Source organism: Streptomyces sp. NPDC048349 (assembly GCF_040651925.1).
In the GTDB taxonomy this organism is placed as follows: Bacteria; Actinomycetota; Actinomycetes; order Streptomycetales; family Streptomycetaceae; genus Streptomyces.
In genome coordinates this window covers 59,353-80,010 of sequence record NZ_JBEZLA010000035.1, presented here as the reverse complement: position 1 = coordinate 80,010, position 20,658 = coordinate 59,353, and the positions used below count along the sequence as shown (strand labels likewise).

General features: G+C 71.5%; 20 protein-coding genes and 1 pseudogene. 11 read left to right on the top strand and 10 right to left on the bottom strand.

Annotation, left to right across the window (positions count from 1 at the left end; translation table 11 throughout):
- Positions 1-234: 234 nt before the first annotated feature.
- Positions 235-1,998, bottom strand: a complete 1,764-nt coding sequence (locus tag AB0D44_RS20270) for a biotin carboxylase N-terminal domain-containing protein (protein ID WP_362592619.1) — start codon at positions 1,996-1,998, stop codon at positions 235-237.
- 375 nt (positions 1,999-2,373) lie between these two features.
- Here AB0D44_RS20270 and AB0D44_RS20265 point away from each other — a divergent pair, with 375 nt between their 5' ends.
- Entirely contained in the window at positions 2,374-2,826 is a 453-nt protein-coding gene (locus AB0D44_RS20265; RefSeq protein WP_362592616.1) for a hypothetical protein, read from the top strand.
- Here AB0D44_RS20265 and AB0D44_RS20260 read toward each other — a convergent pair.
- The 4 genes from AB0D44_RS20260 to AB0D44_RS20245 all read right to left on the bottom strand — a co-directional run bounded on the left by AB0D44_RS20260 (position 2,807) and on the right by AB0D44_RS20245 (position 5,505).
- Positions 2,807-3,421: a nucleoside triphosphate pyrophosphatase gene (locus AB0D44_RS20260; protein WP_362592614.1), complete on the bottom strand. Its 615-nt coding sequence runs from the start codon at positions 3,419-3,421 to the stop codon at positions 2,807-2,809. The two genes, AB0D44_RS20265 and AB0D44_RS20260, sit on opposite strands and share 20 nt — an antisense overlap.
- Positions 3,422-3,456: 35 nt before the next feature.
- Positions 3,457-3,591 (bottom strand): hypothetical protein, encoded by a 135-nt coding sequence (locus AB0D44_RS20255; RefSeq protein ID WP_279628689.1) that lies wholly within the window; start codon positions 3,589-3,591, stop codon positions 3,457-3,459.
- A gap of 99 nt (positions 3,592-3,690) precedes the next feature.
- Positions 3,691-3,900 (bottom strand): acyl-CoA carboxylase epsilon subunit, encoded by a 210-nt coding sequence (locus tag AB0D44_RS20250; protein WP_362592611.1) that lies wholly within the window; start codon positions 3,898-3,900, stop codon positions 3,691-3,693.
- 18 nt (positions 3,901-3,918) lie between these two features.
- A complete protein-coding gene (locus AB0D44_RS20245; protein WP_362592608.1) occupies positions 3,919-5,505 on the bottom strand; it encodes an acyl-CoA carboxylase subunit beta in 1,587 nt (528 codons plus the stop codon).
- Between the two features lie 131 nt (positions 5,506-5,636).
- On the opposite strand from AB0D44_RS20245, the gene AB0D44_RS20240 reads away from it, so the two are divergent.
- From AB0D44_RS20240 to hutH, 5 genes are all read left to right on the top strand, one after another.
- Positions 5,637-6,503, top strand: coding sequence for a biotin--[acetyl-CoA-carboxylase] ligase (locus AB0D44_RS20240; RefSeq protein WP_362592606.1), 867 nt, complete (start codon positions 5,637-5,639; stop codon positions 6,501-6,503).
- A 192-nt stretch (positions 6,504-6,695) separates the two neighbouring features.
- A complete protein-coding gene (locus AB0D44_RS20235; RefSeq protein ID WP_362592643.1) occupies positions 6,696-7,784 on the top strand; it encodes an adenylate/guanylate cyclase domain-containing protein in 1,089 nt (362 codons plus the stop codon).
- A gap of 104 nt (positions 7,785-7,888) precedes the next feature.
- Positions 7,889-8,689 (top strand): enoyl-CoA hydratase-related protein, encoded by an 801-nt coding sequence (locus AB0D44_RS20230; RefSeq protein WP_362592603.1) that lies wholly within the window; start codon positions 7,889-7,891, stop codon positions 8,687-8,689.
- A gap of 94 nt (positions 8,690-8,783) precedes the next feature.
- Positions 8,784-9,899, top strand: a complete 1,116-nt coding sequence (locus tag AB0D44_RS20225) for a GGDEF domain-containing protein (protein WP_362592600.1) — start codon at positions 8,784-8,786, stop codon at positions 9,897-9,899.
- Positions 9,900-10,009: 110 nt separating this feature from the next.
- Entirely contained in the window at positions 10,010-11,551 is a 1,542-nt protein-coding gene (hutH, locus tag AB0D44_RS20220) for a histidine ammonia-lyase (RefSeq protein WP_362592640.1), read from the top strand.
- A 60-nt stretch (positions 11,552-11,611) separates the two neighbouring features.
- Here hutH and AB0D44_RS20215 read toward each other — a convergent pair whose 3' ends face one another.
- Positions 11,612-11,944, bottom strand: coding sequence for a hypothetical protein (locus AB0D44_RS20215; protein WP_362592597.1), 333 nt, complete (start codon positions 11,942-11,944; stop codon positions 11,612-11,614).
- A 146-nt stretch (positions 11,945-12,090) separates the two neighbouring features.
- On the opposite strand from AB0D44_RS20215, the gene AB0D44_RS20210 reads away from it, so the two are divergent.
- From AB0D44_RS20210 to AB0D44_RS20200, 3 genes are all read left to right on the top strand, one after another.
- A complete protein-coding gene (locus tag AB0D44_RS20210; RefSeq protein ID WP_362592594.1) occupies positions 12,091-12,393 on the top strand; it encodes a hypothetical protein in 303 nt (100 codons plus the stop codon).
- 134 nt (positions 12,394-12,527) lie between these two features.
- On the top strand, positions 12,528-13,793 hold the full coding sequence (locus AB0D44_RS20205; RefSeq protein WP_362592591.1) for an Ig-like domain-containing protein: 1,266 nt from the start codon (positions 12,528-12,530) through the stop codon (positions 13,791-13,793).
- Between the two features lie 213 nt (positions 13,794-14,006).
- A complete protein-coding gene (locus AB0D44_RS20200; protein ID WP_362592588.1) occupies positions 14,007-14,972 on the top strand; it encodes a GNAT family N-acetyltransferase in 966 nt (321 codons plus the stop codon).
- Here the strand turns inward: AB0D44_RS20200 and AB0D44_RS20195 are convergent.
- On the bottom strand, positions 14,962-15,927 hold the full coding sequence (locus tag AB0D44_RS20195; RefSeq protein WP_362592585.1) for a helix-turn-helix transcriptional regulator: 966 nt from the start codon (positions 15,925-15,927) through the stop codon (positions 14,962-14,964). The two genes, AB0D44_RS20200 and AB0D44_RS20195, sit on opposite strands and share 11 nt — an antisense overlap.
- A gap of 256 nt (positions 15,928-16,183) precedes the next feature.
- Between AB0D44_RS20195 and AB0D44_RS20190 the strand changes: the two genes are divergently transcribed.
- Complete coding sequence (locus AB0D44_RS20190; protein ID WP_362592637.1) at positions 16,184-17,179, top strand: NAD(P)-dependent alcohol dehydrogenase; 996 nt, start codon at positions 16,184-16,186, stop codon at positions 17,177-17,179.
- A gap of 57 nt (positions 17,180-17,236) precedes the next feature.
- On the opposite strand, the pseudogene AB0D44_RS20185 reads toward AB0D44_RS20190, so the two are convergent.
- A pseudogene (locus AB0D44_RS20185) lies at positions 17,237-17,344 on the bottom strand (peptide-methionine (S)-S-oxide reductase); the annotation flags it as partial.
- Between the two features lie 43 nt (positions 17,345-17,387).
- Here AB0D44_RS20185 and AB0D44_RS20180 point away from each other — a divergent pair.
- Positions 17,388-18,872 (top strand): recombinase family protein, encoded by a 1,485-nt coding sequence (locus tag AB0D44_RS20180; protein ID WP_362592582.1) that lies wholly within the window; start codon positions 17,388-17,390, stop codon positions 18,870-18,872.
- A gap of 715 nt (positions 18,873-19,587) precedes the next feature.
- Here the strand turns inward: AB0D44_RS20180 and AB0D44_RS20175 are convergent.
- Both AB0D44_RS20175 and AB0D44_RS20170 read right to left on the bottom strand, forming a co-directional pair.
- Positions 19,588-19,770 carry a hypothetical protein gene (locus tag AB0D44_RS20175; RefSeq protein ID WP_362592634.1) on the bottom strand — a complete coding sequence of 61 codons (183 nt, stop codon included), beginning with the start codon at positions 19,768-19,770 and terminating at the stop codon, positions 19,588-19,590.
- Positions 19,771-19,850: 80 nt separating this feature from the next.
- On the bottom strand, positions 19,851-20,657 hold the full coding sequence (locus AB0D44_RS20170) for a helix-turn-helix transcriptional regulator (protein WP_362592579.1): 807 nt from the start codon (positions 20,655-20,657) through the stop codon (positions 19,851-19,853).
- Between the last annotated feature and the right edge of the window lies 1 nt (position 20,658).

Here is a 20,658-nt window from a genome sequence, read left to right as displayed (position 1 = left end):
CGTCCAGTACGGGGGCATCCGGCCGGCACGCCGAGAGCACGCACCGGACACCGCTCCTTCACCACGGACCTCCGTCAGACACCCCCTAGGCCACCTCCAGCGCCCCCACGGACGGCGGGCGCCGACGCCCCCACCGGCTGCGGCCGCCACAGGCCGTGCGGGAGCCGTACATGACATCGGCCCCCGGGACCCGACGGGTCCCGGGGGCCGATGGCGTCCTGCGTGCTGCCGGGATCAGTCCTTGATCTCGCAGATGGTGGCGCCCGAGGTGAGGGACGCGCCGACCTCGGCGGTCAGGCCGACGATCGTGCCGGAGCGGTGCGCGTTCAGCGGCTGCTCCATCTTCATGGCCTCGAGTACGACGATCAGCTCGCCCTCCTCGACCCGCTGGCCCTCCTCGACCGCGACCTTGACGATCGTGCCCTGCATCGGGGACGCGAGGGTGTCGCCGGAGGCCGCCGGACCGGACTTCTTGGCCGCGCGCCGCTTGGGCTTCGCGCCGCCCGCAGCCGCCGTGCGGGCCAGGGTCATGCCCAGGGACGACGGCAGCGAGACCTCGAGGCGCTTGCCGCCGACCTCGACCACGACCGTCTCGCGGCCCGGCTCGTCCTCGGTGTCCTCCGCGGCCGGGGCCGTGAACGCCGGGATCTCGTTGACGAACTCGGTCTCGATCCACCGGGTGTAGACGGTGAACGGGTTCCCGTCGGCGGGGGCGAAGGCCGGGTCGGTGACGACGGCGCGGTGGAACGGGAGGGCGGTGGCCATGCCCTCGATCTCGAACTCGGCGAGCGCGCGGGCGGCGCGCTGGAGCGCCTGCTCGCGGGTGGCGCCGGTGATGATCAGCTTCGCCAGGAGGGAGTCCCAGGCCGGGCCGATGACCGAGCCGGACTCCACGCCCGCGTCGAGGCGCACGCCCGGACCGCTCGGCGGGGCGAACTTCGTGACCGTGCCGGGGGCCGGCAGGAAGCCGCGGCCCGGGTCCTCGCCGTTGATGCGGAACTCGATGGAGTGACCGCGCAGGACGGGGTCCCCGTAGCCCAGCTCCTCGCCGTCGGCGATGCGGAACATCTCCCGGACCAGGTCGATGCCGGAGACCTCCTCGGTCACCGGGTGCTCGACCTGCAGACGGGTGTTGACCTCCAGGAAGGAGATCAAGCCGTCGGCGGAGACGAGGAACTCGACCGTACCGGCGCCGACGTAGCCGGCTTCCTTCAGGATCGCCTTGGAGGCGGCGTACAGCTCCGCGTTCTGCGCCTCGGTGAGGAACGGCGCGGGGGCCTCCTCGACCAGCTTCTGGTGGCGGCGCTGCAGCGAGCAGTCACGGGTGGAGACGACGACCACGTTGCCGTGGGTGTCGGCGAGGCACTGGGTTTCGACGTGCCGCGGCTTGTCGAGGTAGCGCTCGACGAAGCACTCGCCGCGGCCGAAGGCGGCGACGGCCTCGCGGACGGCGGAGTCGTAGAGCTCCGGCACCTCGTCGAGGGTGCGGGCGACCTTGAGGCCGCGGCCGCCGCCGCCGAAGGCCGCCTTGATGGCGATGGGCAGGCCGTGCTCCTTGGCGAAGGCGACGACCTCCTCGGCCCCGGACACCGGGTCCGGCGTGCCGGCGACCAGCGGCGCGCCGGCGCGCTGGGCGATGTGCCGGGCCGCGACCTTGTCACCCAGGTCGCGGATGGCCTGCGGCGGCGGGCCGATCCAGGTCAGGCCCGCGTCGATGACGGCCTGCGCGAAGTCGGCGTTCTCGGAGAGGAAGCCGTATCCGGGATGGATGGCGTCCGCGCCGGAATCGGCTGCGGCCTGGAGGACCTTGGAGATGTCCAGGTAGCTGGCGGCCGGGGTGTCACCGCCCAACGCGAAAGCTTCGTCTGCCGCGCGGACGTGCAGAGCGTCCCGGTCCGGATCGGCGTAGACGGCTACGCTCGCGATCCCGGCGTCCCGGCAGGCCCGAGCAACGCGGACAGCGATTTCGCCACGGTTGGCGATGAGCACCTTGCGCACGATGGCTCCCTCCTTGAAACAAGCTGAGTTTAGGGACAGCCCACACGGCCTTTCGACCCTTCCCCAGTGGTGAGCTTGCCCACACAGAGTGTGATTCGAGGTTCGCTCCACTGGGGAACCCTTATGGCGCCCCAGGTCAGGGGGATCCCCGACTGCACAGTAACCCCGTATTACAGCTCGGGTCTCTGTCATGCCGGTCAGCGGCCCCGGGTGATTCTTTGTCGAGTCCCTACGAACGGCCCACACGTTCTTCGCGTGATCACTGTGCGCGGCCCCTCCCGTAACGAAGCGGCCCGCACCCCTTGTCCGCACGTTTACCCGTTAGTAGCCTCCAGGCGTCGAACAGGCTTGTGACGCGTGGGGGGTGGGGGCATCGTGCTGCGAAGACTCGTGGCCGGACTGGCCGCGATCGTACTTGTCGCGGAAGCGGGCGTACTCGTGTTCGTGCACATCGTGCTGGGTACGACCACCGCGAACCAGTCGATGTCCATCGCCGGCAGCGATCCGGATGTCATGTCCAAGGCAACCTACGCCCTCGGTGCGGGCATGGGCGCCTTCCTCGTGCTGTGCGCCGTGTTCGCCGGCCTCGTGGCGGTCCGCGACCGCGCCCCCGGCGGCCTCGCCCGTGTCGTGCTCATCACCGCCGCCGTCACCCACGGCGTGCTGGGCGTCCTCTCGGTCGTCCTGGTGGGCTGGGGCGCCTTCGCGGCGACGATGCTGATCCTGTGCCTGCTGGTGCTCACCCTGACGCTCTACGCCGCCCCGCGCGGGGCGGGCGCAGCAGACGCCGCGCCGCCCCTGGGGGAGCTCAAGCCCACAAATCCGTGATGGATACACCCAGTTCGCCCAGCAGGGAGCGCAGCAGGGGCAGCGACAGCCCGATCACGTTGCCGGGGTCCCCGTCGATGCCCTCGATGAACGGCGCCGACAGTCCGTCCAGCGTGAACGCCCCCGCCACGTGCAGCGGCTCGCCGCTCGCCACGTACGCGGCGACCTCCGCGTCCGTCGGCTCGCCGAAGCGGACCGTCGTGGAGGCCGTGGCCGAGACCTGACGGCCGCTGACCGTGTCGATCACGCAGTGCCCCGTGCGCAGGACACCGGCCCGCCCGCGCATCGCCTTCCAGCGGGCCGTGGCCTCCGCCGCGTCCGCCGGCTTGCCCAGCGCTTCGCCGTCGAGCTCCAGTACGGAGTCACAGCCGATCACCAGGGCGCCCGCGGCCTCCTCCAGGGCCGCCACGACCCCCGCCTTCGCCTCGGCCAGCGCCAGCGCCAGCTCGGCCGGCTCGTCGTGGTCCAGCGCGTCCTCGTCGAAGCCGCTGACGATCACGTGCGGGGCGAGCCCGGCCTGCCGCAGCAGGTTCAGCCGGGCGGGGGAGGCGGAGGCGAGGACGAGCGGGCGAGGTTCGACAGTCATGCCCGCCATCGTAGGGGCGGCGCGGGGCACCCCTGCCGGCAGTCTCAGAAGTGGCCGACGCCCAGGACGTACACCCCCACGAGCATGGCGAGGGCGAGCACCACGGTCATCCGCCGGATCATCGCCTGCGCGTCGCGCATGTCCTTCGGCGGCTCGTTCTCAGGATCGGACCAGAGCATGGTCCGATCCTGTCCCCGGGACGGCAGGGGCGCCTGAGTACCCGTACTCAGGCGCCACCGTCCGTTCGCGTCATCTTCCGCCGGGAGCGGCCCGGCCCTCTAGCCGGGCCAGTACGTACGGCCCCACGCGCGCGGCCCCGGCTGCGGCAGCCGGCGCCGCGCCACCCGGGACGGCGCCGACCACTCGTCCGCCACCCGGGGCGCGCCCGACGGCACCGAAGCCAGTGCCGCCGCGCGCGCTTGGACCACCGCCAGTGCGGCGGCCAGCTCCTCCGCGGTCGGATTGCCCTTGACGACCTTGATCACCACAGAGACCTCCTGGAGGGGCTAGAGGGGGATGTTGCCGTGCTTCTTCGGCGGCAGGGACTCCCGCTTGGTGCGCAGCTGCCGCAGCCCCTTCACCACGTGCGCCCGGGTCTCGGACGGCATGGTCACCGCATCGATGTAACCGCGCTCGGCGGCCGTGTACGGGTTCAGCAGCGTGTCCTCGTACTCGGCGATGAGCCGCGCCCGGGTCTCCTCCACATTCTCCGCCTCCGCGATGGCGCGGCGGTGCAGGATGTTGACCGCGCCCTGTGCGCCCATGACGGCGATCTGGGCGGTCGGCCAGGCCAGGTTCAGGTCCGCGCCGAGGTGCTTGGAGCCCATGACGTCGTACGCGCCGCCGAAGGCCTTGCGGGTGATGACGGTGATCAGGGGCACGGTGGCCTCCGCGTACGCGTAGATCAGCTTCGCGCCGCGCCGGATGATCCCGTTGTACTCCTGGTCCGTGCCCGGCAGGAACCCCGGCACGTCCACGAACGTCAGCACCGGGATGTTGAAGGCGTCGCACGTCCGGACGAACCGCGCCGCCTTCTCGGAGGCGTTGATGTCCAGGCAGCCAGCGAACTGCATCGGCTGGTTGGCGACGATGCCCACCGGGTGGCCCTCGACCCGGCCGAAGCCGGTGAGGATGTTCGGCGCGAACAGCGACTGCGTCTCCAGGAACTCCGCGTCGTCGAGCACGTGCTCGATCACGGTGTGCATGTCGTACGGCTGGTTCGCGCTGTCCGGGATGAGGACGTCGAGCTCGCGGTCGGTGTCGCTGACCTCGGTGTCCGCCTCCTCGGGGAAGGCGGGCGGCTCGGAGAGGTTGTTCGACGGCAGGTACGCGAGGAGCGACTTCACGTACTCGATGGCGTCCTTCTCGTCGCCCGCCATGTGGTGCGCGACGCCGGAGGTGCTGTTGTGCGTCCGGGCCCCGCCCAGCTCCTCGAAGCCCACGTCCTCGCCGGTGACCGTCTTGATGACGTCCGGGCCGGTGATGAACATGTGCGAGGTCTGGTCGACCATCACGGTGAAGTCGGTGATGGCGGGCGAGTACACGGCGCCGCCCGCGCAGGGCCCGACGATCAGGCTGATCTGCGGGATGACGCCGGAGGCGTGCACGTTGCGGCGGAAGATCTCGCCGTACATCCCCAGCGCGCTGACGCCCTCCTGGATGCGGGCGCCGCCGGAGTCGTTGATGCCGATGAGCGGGCATCCGGTCTTCAGCGCGAAGTCCATGACCTTCATGATCTTCTGGCCGTAGACCTCGCCCAGCGCCCCGCCGAAGACGGTGAAGTCCTGCGAGAACACGGCCACCGGGCGGCCGTCCACCGTGCCGTACCCGGTGACGACGCCGTCGCCGTAGGGCCGGGTCTTCTCCAGCCCGAAGTTGGTGGAGCGGTGCCGGGCGAACTCGTCCAGCTCGACGAAGGAACCTTCGTCCAGCAGCAGGGCCACCCGCTCACGCGCCGTCAGCTTGCCCTTGGCGTGCTGCTTCTCCACGGCACGCGCGGATCCGGCGTGGGTGGCTTCGTCGATGCGGCGCTGCAGATCCGCGATCTTCCCCGCGGTGGTGTGCATGTCGATCGGCTCTGACGGTTGTGACATCGGGGTCGCGGCTCCCTGCGTGGTGTCAACTGCCTGGTCAATTGATTGACTACTGCTGGCTACTGGTGCGTAGCGTATCGGCGGGCATGGCGCTCGGCAGTGCGGCGTTTGACACACCTACTGTGGGTTGCATGACGCCATCAGATGCCTCAGCAGGTGCTTCCGCGGGTCGCTGGTCGAGCCTGGACCGGCCGCCCCTCAACGCCGCCGCCCTCCAGCGGGCCCTCGTGACCGGGGACGGGCTGTGGACCTCCCTGGAGGTGGTCCCCGCCACCGGGTCCACCAACACCGACCTCGCGGCCCGGGCGGCGCAGCTGCCCGAGGGGGCCGTGCTCGTCGCCGAGGAGCAGACCGCCGGGCGCGGGCGGCTCGACCGGAGCTGGGTCGCGCCGCCCCGGTCCGGCCTGTTCTTCTCCGTCCTGCTCAAGCCGGGCGAGGCCGTGCCGCAGGAGCGGTGGGGGTGGCTGACCCTGCTGGCCGGGGTGGCCACCGCCACCGGGCTCTCCCGGGCGGCGGGCGTGGACACCGGCCTGAAATGGCCCAACGACCTCCTGGTCACCGTGGACGGCGAGGAGCGCAAGACCGGCGGGATCCTCGCCGAGCGCGTCGCCGACGGAGTCGTCATCGGGATCGGGCTCAACGTCACCCTGACCGAGGACGAGCTGCCGGTGCCGGCCGCCGGGTCCCTGGCGCTGGCCAAGGCCGCCGTAACCGACCGCGACCCGCTGCTCAGGGCCGTCCTGCGGTCGCTCGAGCAGTGGTACGGGAACTGGCGCGCGGCCGGCGGAGACCCCGCGTCGAGCGGCCTCCAGGAGACCTACGCGGCGGGCTGCGCCACCCTCGGCCGGCACGTCCGCGCGGAGCTCCCCGGCGGCCGCGCTCTCACCGGAACGGCCGAAGCGGTCGACGCCGAAGGCCGCCTGGTGATCCGTACCGCCGAGGACGAGCACGAGGCGGTGGGCGCGGGCGACGTGGTGCACCTGCGGTCGGTGCACTGAGCCCCGTCCAATGCCGGGGAGGGGGAGTGAGCTACGGCACACCTGCCGTATGGTTTAGGCGATCGCGGTACTCGTGGTGATCAACCGGTTCGGCAGGGCAGTGCGCACGGAATGGACAGGAGGCGGCCCTTGACCGTCGACGACCCTACGTCCAGCGCGTCCGCCCCCGGGCCCTCGGGTCCCGGTACCCCGATCGGGCGGGACCAGCACACCCCGCACCACGAGGTGGACCACACGGCCCAGCCCACCGCGGACCCCCTCGCCATCCGGCTCGAGCAGCTGATCCTGGGCGCCGAGCGCCGGTACACCCCCTTCCAGGCGGCCCGCAGCGCCGGGGTCTCGATGGAGCTCGCCTCCCGCTTCTGGCGGGCCATGGGCTTCGCGGACATCGGCCAGGCCAAGGCCCTGACGGAGGCGGACGTACTGGCGCTGCGCCGCCTGGCCGGCCTGGTCGAGGCCGGGCTGCTGTCCGAGCCGATGGCGGTGCAGGTGGCGCGGTCGACCGGACAGACCACGGCCCGGCTGGCGGAGTGGCAGATCGACTCGTTCCTGGAGGGGCTGACGGAGCCGCCGGAGCCGGGGATGACCCGTACGGAGGTCACGTACCCGCTGGTCGAGCTGCTGCTGCCCGAGCTGGAGGAGTTCCTCGTCTACGTGTGGCGGCGCCAGCTGGCGGCCGCCACCGGGCGCGTCGTGCAGGTGGCGGACGACGAGGAGATGGTCGACCGGCGGCTCGCGGTGGGCTTCGCGGACCTGGTGGGCTTCACCCGGCTGACGCGGCGCCTGGAGGAGGAGGAGCTCGGCGAGCTCGTCGAGTCCTTCGAGACGACGTCGGCGGACCTGGTCGCGGCGCACGGCGGCCGGCTGATCAAGACGCTCGGCGACGAGGTGCTCTACTGCGCCGACGACGCGGCGACGGCGGCGGAGATCGCGCTGCGGCTGATCGAGACCATGGAGGCCGATCCGCAGATGCCCGAGCTGCGGGTCGGGATCGCCTTCGGCACGGTGACGACCCGGATGGGCGACGTCTTCGGGACCACGGTGAACCTGGCGAGCCGGCTGACGTCCATAGCGCCCAAGGACGCGGTGCTGGTGGACGGGGCGATGGCGGAGGAGCTGGGCCGTACCGGGGCCGCCCCGGTCTCCGAGAAGGAGGCCGAGGCGGAAGGCGGCGGCGCCTACCGCTTCGCGCTCCAGCCGATGTGGCAGCGGCCGGTGCGCGGGCTGGGTGTCGTGGAGCCCTGGTCGCTGACGCGCAGGAAGCCCAAGCACCCCGCCTGACCGGGCACGGGCGTGCCCGGAACCTGCCCCGGAGCCTTGACCGGATGGCCGCCCCGCGCACTAGAGTGCGGCGATAACGCTCGTTAACCGAGAGGGTCGCAGGCATGTCTGAGCAGCGCTTCGGAGAGTTCGTCGCAGTACGCAGGGAGGGCGAGGGGCACGTCGCGGAGCTGGCGATGGACCGCCCCAAGGCGATGAACGCGGTGTCCACGGAGATGGCCCGGTCCCTCGGCGCGGCCTGCGCGGCGCTCGCCGCGGACCCGTCGGTGCGGGTGGTCGTGCTCTCCTCCACCGCGGAGCGGGCCTTTTGCGTGGGCGCCGACCTCAAGGAGCGCAACTCGCTGTCGGACGCCGAGCTGGTGCGGCAGCGGCCGACCACGCGCGGGGCGTACGGGGGCGTACTGGAGCTGCCGATGCCCACGATCGCCGCCGTGCACGGCTTCGCCCTGGGCGGCGGCTTCGAGCTGGCCCTGGCCTGCGACGTGATCGTGGCCGACACCTCGGCGGTGGTCGGGCTGCCCGAGGTGTCGGTGGGCGTGATCCCGGGCGGCGGAGGCACGCAGCTGCTGCCGCGCCGGGTGGGTGCGGCCCGGGCGGCCGAGCTGATCTTCACGGCGCGGCGGGTGGAGGCGGCCGAGGCGCTGTCCCTGGGGCTGGTGGACTCGCTGGTCCCGGCCGGGCAGGACACGGCCGAGGCGCTCGCCCTGGCGTCCCGGATGGCGGCGAACTCCCCGGTGGGCCTGCGGGCGGCCAAGCGGGCGCTGCGGCTGGGGCACGGGATGGACCTGGCGGCCGGCCTGGAGATCGAGGACGCGGCCTGGCGGACGGTGGCCTTCTCGGGCGACCGGGCCGAGGGCGTGGCGGCGTTCAACGAGAAGCGCAAGCCGAACTGGCCCGGGGAGTAGCGGGCCGGCGCGGCCGTCACTGCTCGTGATCTTGGCGGTACCGAAAGTCGCGCCAATTGTCACCAAATCAGACAAAAATCCCTAATCTGGGGTGATGGGAGTTGACGGGCGGCTGCGAGCCGTGGTGGGACTCGCGCAGGCGATGGCCGCGGCGTGCGCGCCGCGGGACAGTGTGCGGGCGGCCGCGCGCGGAGCGCGGGTGGCGCTGGACGGCTCGTTCGCCGCGATCTCCGCGTGGGAGCGCGAGCGCGGGTGCCTGCGGGTGCTCGTGAACGAGGGGGAGCGGCGGCCGGGCGAGGAGGAGTTCCCGCAGGACGAGTCCTATCCCGTGCACGACTTCCCCGAGATCACCGAGTTCCTGCACGAGCGCTGGGTGGGCGGCGGCGGCCCGCACGCCTGGGTGGAGAGCGCGGGCGGCGACCGGGCCGGGCGGCGCGGCGAGGCCCTGCGCCGGCGCGGTCGCGGCACCTGCGTGGTCGCGCCGATCGTGCTCAGCGGGCGGGCCTGGGGCGAGCTGTACGTGGCCCGGGACGACGGGCTGCCCGACTTCGACGAGGACGACGCCGAGTTCGCGACCGTCCTGGCCGCCGTGGTCGCGGCCGGGCTCGCGCAGAACGAGCGGCTGGAGGAGGCCCGGCGCCTCGCCTTCACCGACCCGCTGACCGGCCTCGCCAACCGGCGGGCGGTCGACATGCGGCTCGACGAGGCGCTGGAGGAGCACCGGCGGACCGGGGTCGTGGTCAGCCTGGTGGTCTGCGACCTGAACGGGCTGAAGAAGGTCAACGACACCCTGGGCCACGCCATGGGCGACCGGCTGCTGGAGCGTTTCGGGTCGGTGCTGAGCCTGTGCGGGGCCATGCTGCCCGGCGCACTGGTCGCGCGGCTGGGCGGCGACGAGTTCTGCCTGGTCGGGGTGGGGCCGACGGCGGACGAGGTGGTGCGGGTCACCGAGGAGGTGTGCACCCGGGCCGCCGAGCTGGACCTGGGCGAGGGCGTGGCCTGCGGGGTGGCGTCCACGGGGGATCCGATCGGGCTGGTGAAGTCCCCCCGGCGGCTGTTCCGCCTCGCGGACGCCGCCCAGTACAAGGCCAAGGCCGCGCGCTCGCCGAAGCCGGTCGTCGCGGGCCGCGACACGGCCGTGGTCCGGCTGGCCGACGCCGCCGCGCAGGAGGGCCCGGGGGAGCGCCGCCGCTTCCGCGGGCGGCAGTGACCGCAGCCCGGCCGCGGCCCCGTGTCGTAAGGGGCCCTCGGGCCGCGCGATCGTGACAGGTTCCCCTAGTGACATACCGCGATTCAATCCGTAGGGTGCTGAATATGGATATGCACACTGTCGTGGTGGGGACGTCCGGGACCACCGCCGAGGACGTCATCGCCGTCGCCCGCGGCAACGCACGGGTCGAGCTGTCCGGCGAGGCCCTCGAGGCGCTCGCCCGCTCCCGGGAGATCGTCGACGCGCTCGCCGCCAAGCCCGAGCCCGTCTACGGGGTGTCCACCGGCTTCGGCGCGCTGGCCTCCCGGCACATCAGCCCCGAGCTGCGCGCCCAGCTCCAGCGCAACATCGTCCGCTCGCACGCCGCCGGCATGGGCCCGCGCGTCGAGCGGGAGGTCGTGCGCGCGCTGATGTTCCTCCGGCTCAAGACCGTCGCCTCCGGGCACACCGGCGTGCGGCCCTCCGTCGCCCAGACCATGGCCGACGTGCTCAACGCGGGGATCACCCCCGTCGTCCACGAGTACGGCTCCCTCGGCTGCTCCGGCGACCTCGCGCCCCTGTCGCACTGCGCGCTCGCGCTGATGGGCGAGGGCGACGCGGAGGGCCCGGACGGCGTCGTCCGCCCCGCCGGGGAGCTGCTCGCCGAAGCCGGGATCGAGCCCGTCGAGCTCCGCGAGAAGGAGGGCCTGGCCCTCCTCAACGGCACCGACGGCATGCTCGGCATGCTGGTCATGGCCCTCGCCGACCTCGGCAAGCTCTACACCTCCGCCGACATCACCGCCGCGCTGACGCTGGAGGCGCTGCTCGGCACCGAGAAGGTCCTCGCGCCGGAGCTGCACGCCATCCGCCCGCACCCCGGTCAGGGCGCCTCCGCCGCGAACATGGCCGCCGTCCTCAAGGGCTCCGGCCTCGTACGCCACTACCAGGAAGAGACCGCCCCGCGCGTCCAGGACGCCTACTCGGTGCGCTGCGCCCCGCAGGTCGCCGGCGCCGGCCGCGACACCATGGCGCACGCCGCCCTGGTCGCCTCCCGCGAGCTGGCCTCGGCCGTCGACAACCCGGTGGTCCTGCCCGACGGGCGGGTGGAGTCCAACGGCAACTTCCACGGGGCGCCGGTCGCCTACGTGCTGGACTTCCTGGCCATCGCGGCCGCCGACCTCGGCTCCATCGCCGAGCGCCGCACCGACCGGCTGCTCGACAAGAACCGCTCGCACGGCCTGCCGCCGTTCCTCGCGGACGACGCCGGCGTGGACTCCGGCCTGATGATCGCCCAGTACACGCAGGCCGCCCTGGTCAGCGAGATGAAGCGGCTCGCGGTGCCGGCCTCGGCCGACTCGATCCCCTCCTCCGCCATGCAGGAGGACCACGTCTCCATGGGGTGGTCGGCCGCGCGCAAGCTCCGGACCGCCGTGGACAACCTCACCCGGATCATCGCGATCGAGCTGTACGCGGCCACCCGCGCCATCGAGCTGCGCCACGGGCTCACCGCGGCCCCGGCCAGCCTGGCCGCGATCGAGGCCGTCCGCGCGGCGGGCGTACAGGGTCCCGGGCCGGACCGCTTCCTCGCCCCCGACCTGGCCGCCGCCGACGCGTTCGTCCGTACGGGCGCCCTCGTGGCCGCGGTGGAGTCCGTGACGGGCCCGCTGGCCTGACGCGACGCACCTGGTGAGGGCCGCCCCGCACGGGGCGGCCCTCCGTCGTGTGCGGGGCGCCTACGCGGTGCGGGAGCGGCGCACGGAGAAGGCCACGGAGCCGGCCCCGACGCCGAGGCAGAGCGTGCCGCCCAGGAGGTAGGGGGTGGTGTCGACGGAGCCGGTGTCGGCGAGCGTGACGGACGTCTCGCGCGGGCCCGTGGCCGTCCCCTGTGCGTGCGGGTCCGTACCGGCGGCGTGCGCGTCCGTACCGGCCGCGTTGGCGGCCGCGGGCGCCCCGGAGCGGCCCTGGGCGGGCTCCGGTGCGGTGGCGTTGGCCGAGGGGACGAACCACAGGGCGGCGAGGAGGGTGGTCGCTCCGAGAGCGGTGAGCAGCGGGCGGCGTGCGGACACGGTGCGATCCCCCTTGTGGCAGCAGCGAATTGGCCGTGTGCGGTGATGCTACGGAAAGGGGCGGGTCGTGGGAAAGTCAGGGGTTCCGCGGGCTTACTCTCCGTCGTATGAACTCTTCTGAGACATCACGATACGTACGGCTTCGGGTGGATTTGGTACTCGAGGTACCGGACTCACAGGCACTCACGGGAGCCGCCCTCGAGCACATCAAGGCCGACGAGTTCATGCCGGACGAGGAGCGCGGCCACGCCGAGTCCGCCGTGCGGGAGGACGAGTCGGAGGCGCTCGCCTACCTGGTCGACCCCACCGACCTGGTCGCCGACATCCCGGGCGTGGAGCTGGCGCAGGCCTCCTGGAGCAGCGAACCCGTCGAATACGACCCCGAGTCCCTGGAGTGGGACCTGGACGAGGAAGATGGTGACTTCGAAAAGGAAACCGACAACGCCTGACCGTGGGGTTGCCCACACTCCAACGGAATGTGGAACCGATCCGCGGCGTTCACGCGTTGTCAGGACGAGGCAGGGGGGCCATGTCCCCCTGCCCGGCCCACCCCGGGACGGCAGCCCCGGGGTATCCGGCAACGATGGAGTGGCGTGTGAGGACGGACAGCAAGCGGAGAAGGTCCCTGGTGGCCGTATCCGCCGTGCTCGGCGGTGTACTGGTGCTCTCGGCGTGCAACGGCGGGGGCGGTGACAAGCCGAACGCGAGCGAGAGCAGCAAATCCCAGGCGGACGTCGACGCGGCGGCGGCCAAGGACACCTCCAAGGCCCGAATAGCCATCACGCCCAAGGACGGCGCCACCAACGTCGGGCTGAACGACTCCGCCAACGTCGCCGTCAGTGACGGCACGCTGACCAAGGTCGAGCTGAAGACCGCCGAGGGCACGGCCGTCGCGGGCAAGATCGCCGCGGACGGCAAGAGCTGGAAGCCGGACGCCGCCCTCAAGCGCTCCACCAAGTACGCCCTGTCGGCGACCGCCAAGGACGCCGACGGCCGCGAGGCCCACGAGAACGCGTCCTTCACCACCGTCTCCCCGGAGAACAGCTTCGTCGGCTCGTTCGTCCCGGACGAGGGACAGACCGTCGGGGTGGGCATGCCCGTCTCGATCACCTTCAACAAGCCGATCAAGGACAAGAAGGCCGTCCAGGCGGCCATCACCGTCTCCTCCAGCAGCGGCCAGGAAGTCGTCGGCCACTGGTTCGGCGCGCAGCGGCTGGACTTCCGCCCCGAGCAGTACTGGCAGGCGAACTCCACCGTCACGCTGAAGCTGGCGCTGGAGGGCGTCCAGGGCGCGCCCGGCGTCCAGGGCGTCCAGAGCAAGACCGTCACCTTCAAGATCGGCCGCAGCCAGGTCTCCACGGTCGACGCGAAGACCAAGAAGATGACGGTCACCCGGGACGGCGCGGTCCTCAAGACCATCCCGATCTCGGCGGGCTCCCCGGAGAACCCGACGTACAACGGCCAGATGGTGATCTCCGAGAAGTTCAAGGAGACCCGGATGAACGGCGCCACCGTCGGCTTCACGGACGACGACGGCAAGGGCGAGTACGACATCAAGGACGTCCCGCACGCGATGCGGCTGTCGAACTCCGGCACCTTCATCCACGGCAACTACTGGGGTGCGGACTCGATCTTCGGCAGTGTCAACACCAGCCACGGCTGTGTCGGCCTGAACGACGCCAAGGGCGCGGGCGACCCGAACCAGCCCGCCGCCTGGTTCTACGACAACTCGCTCATCGGCGACGTCGTCACCGTGGTCAACTCCCCGGACAAGACCATCACGCCGGACAACGGCCTCAACGGCTGGAACATGAGCTGGGCTGACTGGAAGGCGGGCTCGGCCGTCTGACGGCGCCTCTGCCGCACCTGACCGCGCCCCGCGTCGCAGGACACCCGGCTGTCCGGCTCTCCGGACATCCGGCTCTCCGGACAGCCGGCGGACGGCCGGGAACCCCCCTCGGGTTCCCGGCCGTCCGCTTTTCCCGGGGCTCTCGGCCGCGGCAGGGTGACGGTGACCGAAAACGCCTGACCGCAGGCCCTGGACTGTGCCTAGGCTCGGGGAATGACGATCCGAGCGCTGCCCGTGCCCCCGACCGACCCCCAGGTGGACGACTGGTGGGCGGTCCTGGTGGCCGCCGCGGCCGCCGACCTGCCGCGGCTGCCCGCGCCCTCCCGGCTGGAGGTCGCGGGGCGGCTGTGCGTGGCGCCCGCCCGCGGCCGCGCCGCGCTCTGGGCGGCGGACGGGGCGCAGGGCGTGGCGGGGCTGCTCCTGTTCACGGACGAGGCCAACCGCCACACCGCGTACCTGGACGTGCTGACGGTACGTCCGGACGCCCGCCGGCGGGGCATCGGCACCGCCCTGTGGCAGCAGGTCCGCGAGGAGCTGCTCGCGCAGGGGCGGACCTCGGTCGGGGCGGTGGTGGACCTGGGAGGTCCCGGGCAGGCGTTCGCGCAGTCCCTCGGGTTCGAGAACGTCCTGCCCATGGCCTGGTACGTGCAGGACGTACCGCGGCACGAGGACCGCGGGGCGCCCGCCCCGGCCACCCCGGGGTACGAACTGCACGCCTGGCACGGCCTGGTGCCCGACGACTGGGCGGACGCGGTGGCCAAGGCCCACGGGGCCATGGAGGACGCGCCCACGGGCGGCCTCGACGAGAAGACCGAGTCCTGGACGGCCGAGCGGCTGCACGCGGCGCACCGGCTGGTCCTGGACCGCGGCGGCGAGCTGACCACGGTCGCCGCGGTCACCGCCTCGGGTGAGGTGGCCGCGTACACCGAGCTGGTGCTGCCGGATCCCGGCGGCGCCCGCGCGCTCCAGTACGACACGGTCGTCGTACCCGCCCACCGCGGACACGGCCTGGGCCGTGCGGTGAAGCTGCGCATGCTGGAGCTGGCCGCGCGCCGCCATCCCGCGCTGCGGCAGATCGCGACGACGGTCGCGGACGAGAACACCCCGATGCGCGCGGTGAACGAAGCCCTGGGCTACCGCCGCGAGCGCGGCGCGGCGTACTACCAGCTCAAGCTGTAGCGGCCGGGTCCCGGTCCGCCCCGGCCACGGCTGCGGTCCCGGTCCCCCCTGCCGCCGCGGTCCCGCCTCCCGCCATGGTCCCGCCTGCCGCCCCGGTCCCTGCTCCGGCGGACCACGACGACAGCAGGCGCAGCGCGTCCTCGGACGGGGAGCCCGGCGCCGCGTGGAAGGTGACCAGGAACTGCGCCGGATCGTCCGGCAGCGCCAGCCTCTCGAAGTACAGGTCCAGCTCGCCCACCAGCGGATGCCGCAGCTTCTTCAGCCCGTGCGTCTTGTCCGCCACCGTGTGCGCCGCCCACAGCCGCCGGAACTCCTCGTTCTTCACCGACAGTTCCCCGACCAGCGCCGACAACTGCTCGTCGTCCGGGTGCTGGCCCGCGTACATCCGCAGGTTGCTCACCACCTCGCACGCCCGGCACTCCCACTCCGCGTACAGCTCGGCGCTCGCCGGGTCCAGGAACACCAGCCGGACCAGGTTCCGCTCCTGCACGGGCAGCTGCCCGAAGTCCCCGAACACGGCGGCTGCGAGCCGGTTCCAGCCGAGCACGTCCTGCCGGCGGCCCACCAGGTACGCCGGCACGCCCTCCATCGCGTCCATCAGCATCCGCAGCTCCGGCCGGACCTGCTGCGGACGGTGGCTCTGGCGGCGCCTGCGGCCCCGGGGGCGCGCCAGATGGGTCAGGTGCGCCCGCTCCGTGCCGTCCAGCCGCAGGGCCTGCGCGAGGGCGTCCAGCACCTCCGCCGACACGTTGTGCCCGCTGCCCTGTTCCAGGCGCGTGTAGTACGCGACCGACACCCCGGCGAGCAGCGCCAGTTCCTCGCGGCGCAGGCCGGGGACGCGCCGGTGGCGCCCGTAGTCGGGCAGGCCCACGTCCTCGGGGCGCAGCCGGGCGCGGCGGCTGCGGAGGAATTCACCGAGCTCGGCTCGCTGATCACGCTGATCACGCTGGTCCATGGCGCCAGTATCGCCGGACGCCCGACGGGCCGCGGCGGTGTTCCTGACCCCGCCAGGGGTAGGTCCAGCAGTCCTAGGCAGGGCAGGGGTCTGGGTGGGCGGCGCCCGCCCCGGCAGGCTGACACCCACACACCAGCACCACCGCCGAGGAGCCCCCGTGCCCGAGTCCGCCACCGCCACCACCACCTCCCCCTCCCCCTCCGCCGGGTCGGCGGTCCGGGCCGCCGCGTACGCCGCCCCGGCGCCCAGGGCGGCGCTGGAGCGCACCACCGTCCCGCGCCGCCCCGTCGGCGAGCACGACGTCCTGATCGACATCAAGTACGCCGGTGTCTGCCACTCCGACATCCACCAGGTCCGGGACGGCTGGCGCGAGGGCATCTACCCGATGGTCCCCGGACACGAGATCACCGGGATCGTGGCCGAAGTCGGGCCGGGGGTCACGAGGTTCGCGGTCGGGGACCGGGTGGGCGTCGGGGTGTTCGTCGACTCCTGCCGTGCGTGCGCGTACTGCCTGCGCGGCGAGGAGCAGTTCTGCGTCGAGGGCGCGACCGGCACGTACAACGCCCTCGACAGGAACGGTGAGCCCACGTACGGGGGTTACTCCACCCACATCGTCGTCGACGAGGACTACACCGTCCGCATCCCCGACGGCCTCGCCCTGGACGCCGCCGCGCCGCTGCTGTGCGCGGGCATCACCCTGTATTCGCCGCTGCGCCACTGGAAGGCGGGCCCCGGCAAGAAGGTCGCCGTCGTCGGCCTGGGCGGCCTCGGCCACATGGGCGTGAAGATCGCGGCGGCCCTGGGGGCCGAGGTCACCGTCCTGTCCCAGTCCCTGCGCAAGCGGGAGGACGGCATCAGGCTCGGCGCCACCCACTACTACGCCACGAACGACGGGACGACCTTCGAGGAGCTGGCCGGCACCTTCGACCTGATCCTGTCCACCGTCTCCGCGCCGCTCGGCCTGGACGCGTACCTCGCGCTGCTGAAGGTGGACGGCGCGCTGGTGAACGTCGGCGCCCCGGAGGAGCCGGTCGCGCTCAACCTCTTCTCCGTCATCGACGGCCGCAAGTCCCTCGCGGGCTCGATGATCGGCGGCATCGCCGAGACCCAGGAGATGCTGGAGTTCTGCGCGGAGCGCGGTCTGGGCGCCGAGATCGAGCTGATCCCCGCCACCCGGATCAACGAGGCGTACGAACGCGTCCTGACGAGCGACGTCCGCTACCGCTTCGTGATCGACACCTCGACGATCTGACGCCCCGCCCCGCCGCGCCCGCCGTCCGCCGCGCCCGCCGTCCACCCCGCCCGCCGCTCACTCCCCAGGAGCCTCGGCGATCCCGATCGGGCAGCTCACGCCCGTGCCGCCGATGCCGCAGTAGCCGCCGGGGTTCTTGTCGAGATACTGCTGACGGTACCGCTTCTCTTTGCGTAGAATTAATGACTCTTCGTAAAAGGGGTGGGAAGTGACCGAAGCGACACCGGTGATCCCGGTTGTCTCGTACGCCCGTATCTCCGCCGACACGGCCAGGGACGGTCACGGTGTCGAGGACCAGCACAAGGCGAACGGGGAGACGGCGGCCCGTCTCGGTTGGACGATCGTGCACCGTTACACCGACAACGACCTGTCGGCGGCCAAGGCTGCTGTGGTCCGCCCGGACTTCGAGGCCATGGTGAAGGCGCTCAAGTCGGGACATATGCCGGATGGTCAGCCGGTGCGCGGCGTCATCGTGGTTGCGGACGACCGGCTCACGCGCCGGGCGGGCGACTACGAGCGGTTCGTGGACGCGCTCACGTACGAGGAAGGACGGCTCTACGCCGACGCCAAGGGGGCGAAGAACCTCTACAGCGAGGACGTAGAGTCGATGGGCCTCTTCGGTGTCGTCATCTCCAAGATGGAGGTGCGCAAGATGCAGCGGCGTGCGCGCCGCTCGCATCGCGCCCGCGCGGAGCTGGGCATCCCGGTGGGGGGCAAACGTCCGTTCGGTTGGAAGGACGACAAGCTCACGCTGGAGCCCGAGGAAGCGGCGTGGCTGGCGAAGGGCGCCCGTGAGGTGATCGCGGGCAAGTCCATGCACTCGATCCTTCGCGAGTGGCGGGAGGCCGGCGTCCGCACGATCAACGACAAGGAGTGGGCGAGCCGCTCACTCAAGCTCGCACTGTGGAACCCGCGGCTGTGCGGCTGGCGGAAGCACAACGGCGAACTGGTGCGTGACGCTAACGGCGTCCCGATCGTGGGTCGCTGGGAGCCCGTCATCACGCCGAAGGAGTGGATGGCTATCGACGCCATCTTCTCGGCCCGCGTCGGCCCCAACCTGAAGTCTGACGGGACGGTCACGGACTATCGGACTCCGTCGTACCTGCTGACCGGAATCCTCCGATGCGGAAAGCCCGGCGCGGACGGTCAGATCTGCAACTCACCTCTCCGCGCGACCATGAGGCCGGATCTCTCCGGTGGCTACCTCTATCAGTGCCCCAGCAAGGAAATGGGCGGTTGCGGTGGCACGGGACGCAACGGCGCCAAGATCGACGAATTCATTACGGAGGCAGTCCTCGCGAAGTTGGAAGAACGGGCGGCCAGGACGAAACATGTGGACGAAAAATGGGTGGGGGAGGAAGAGCTGGCCCGCCTGACGAAGAAGCAGCGCAAGCTGCTCCAGGCGTGGCAGGAGGACCAGATCTCGGACGGGCTATTCTTCCCTGAGAATCAGAAGATGGAAGCGCGTGTCAGGGAACTCCGTGCGGACCGCACCCGTCACGTCCTCAACCAGCAGCGTGCAGCCGAAGTGACCGGCAACGTGCGCGAGCGTTGGACCTCCGGACGGCTGGACCTGGCGCAGAAGCGTGCCCTGATCAGGGAGGCACTCCACGCGGTGATCGTCCTGCCCGTGGGTGGCGGAGGTCGGCGCCCGTTCAACCCTGACCTGCTGGTCCCGAAGTGGCGGGACTGACGGGTAGCCGAAACGGAAAGCGGCACAGCCATCTGGCTGGTACCCCTTCGTTCGTCTTGCGGATATGGACTACCGCTGCCTGCGCGTGGTCTTTGCCGAGTCCTGATGCTCAAATTCCAAGCCGAGTATGGTGGAAACACCTGCCACCGCTCTTCGCTCCAGGCCGGAGCCTTGGCGGTCTGCATCCGCCGGGTTGCTTCACGCCGGCCTACCGAAAGGGGTCAGGGCAGGTCGGGTCCGGTGTGGTTGGGGGAGCAGGTAACCAACGCAACCGAGTGGAAGAGCGTGCCCTTGAGGTAGTGGCCGAGGGAGACGTCTCCACCCCAAGTGAGCCGTTCCACAACGGCCTTCACCAGAGCCGTCAGACGGGTTGCATCCTGCTCCTCTTCGGAGGCGAAACGGGGCGCGAACTGTGTGAGCTGAAGCCCCAGCCACTCCCCGGCCTCTTTTGGCTCCTGCCATGTACCTCGGACGATCGGCGCGGGTTTCATCACTCGCGGTGTGTCCAGGTGCCTCGCAGCGCCTCTGCGATCTGCTCGACGTGAGCAGCGGGGATCGAGCCCAGGTGCACGAGCGGCTGGCCTCTGGGGGTCACCTGCGGCCGTATCGCCGAGTAGGCACTCTCCGGCAGGCCCAGGGAGGCGAAGGACCTCCCGAATGACCTCGGAGGCGATCACGGCCGCCCTGTGTCCGTCTCTCCACGTCTGCATGTCCACTACTGCACCCCGACGTGCTTCTTGGGGTGCGCGGCCAACTCGACGTTGCAGTCCGAGACGGCGGACAGGTCCCCGGTGCCGTACGCCGCTGTGCGCTGCTTCGCGAGGGCGGCGCAGACGCCGCAACCCGGCGCAGGCGCAGGAGGCGTGCGCGGAAAGGACAGCTGAACCGGCGGGTCCATCGTGGTGCGGGGGCTGCTCACTGGGATTCCCTCCCTCGGGTGTCGGCACCGACGATGCTTCACCCGCTGAGCAGCTCGTTCTAGGACCTTTCCTGTTGGGGCAAGAATCCGTCTCGAATGCCCTCCACCAGGCTTCTCATGACGTTGTCGTAGACCGCCACCGAGGCGAACCGTTCGAACGTGTCGATGTAGAGCTGGACGTCCTTCGGGTCGCGAGTCGTCACCTCGGAGTGGAACGTCTCCACGATGACGAGCCGATCGTCGTGGAGGCTGAAGCAGGGCATGGGGAAGTCGGGCATCCGGCGGTGGGACGGCACGACCCCCAGCGAGACGTTGGGCAGACGGGACACGGACACGAGCCGGTCCAGCTGAAGCGCCATGACCACGGGCTCGCTGATGCGCCAGCGGAGTACGTGCTCGCAGATCAGGAAGTGGAAGGACCTGCCTGGCTCGTACAGGACGGATTGCCGCTCGAGGCGGGCCGCCACGGTCTTGGCCCTGGTCTCCTCCGGCAGGGCCGGAGGCAGGGAGAAGACGGCAGAGGCGTACTCGGGGGTCTGGAGGAGCCCAGGGACGAGCTGGCCCTGGAAAAGCCTGAGCGTGGTGGTGCCGGCCTCAATGGCCCGGATGGTTCTCTGATGCTTCCACGGGCCCATACGGCGCAGCAGACGCCATGCGGTGGCCTCGGTGGCCTCAGCGCGGGCCGCCGCCAGGAACTCTTCCTTGACTTCTTGGCTCACGCCTATGGCGGTGAGGACCAGGTCCACGTCCTGAACGGTCGGCCGCACCTTGCCGGTCTCGATCTTCGACAGCTTTCCGGCAGACATGGAAGCCCTGCGGGCCACTGAGTCACCCGTGAGTCCGGATGCGTCGCGCAGTGCCCGCACG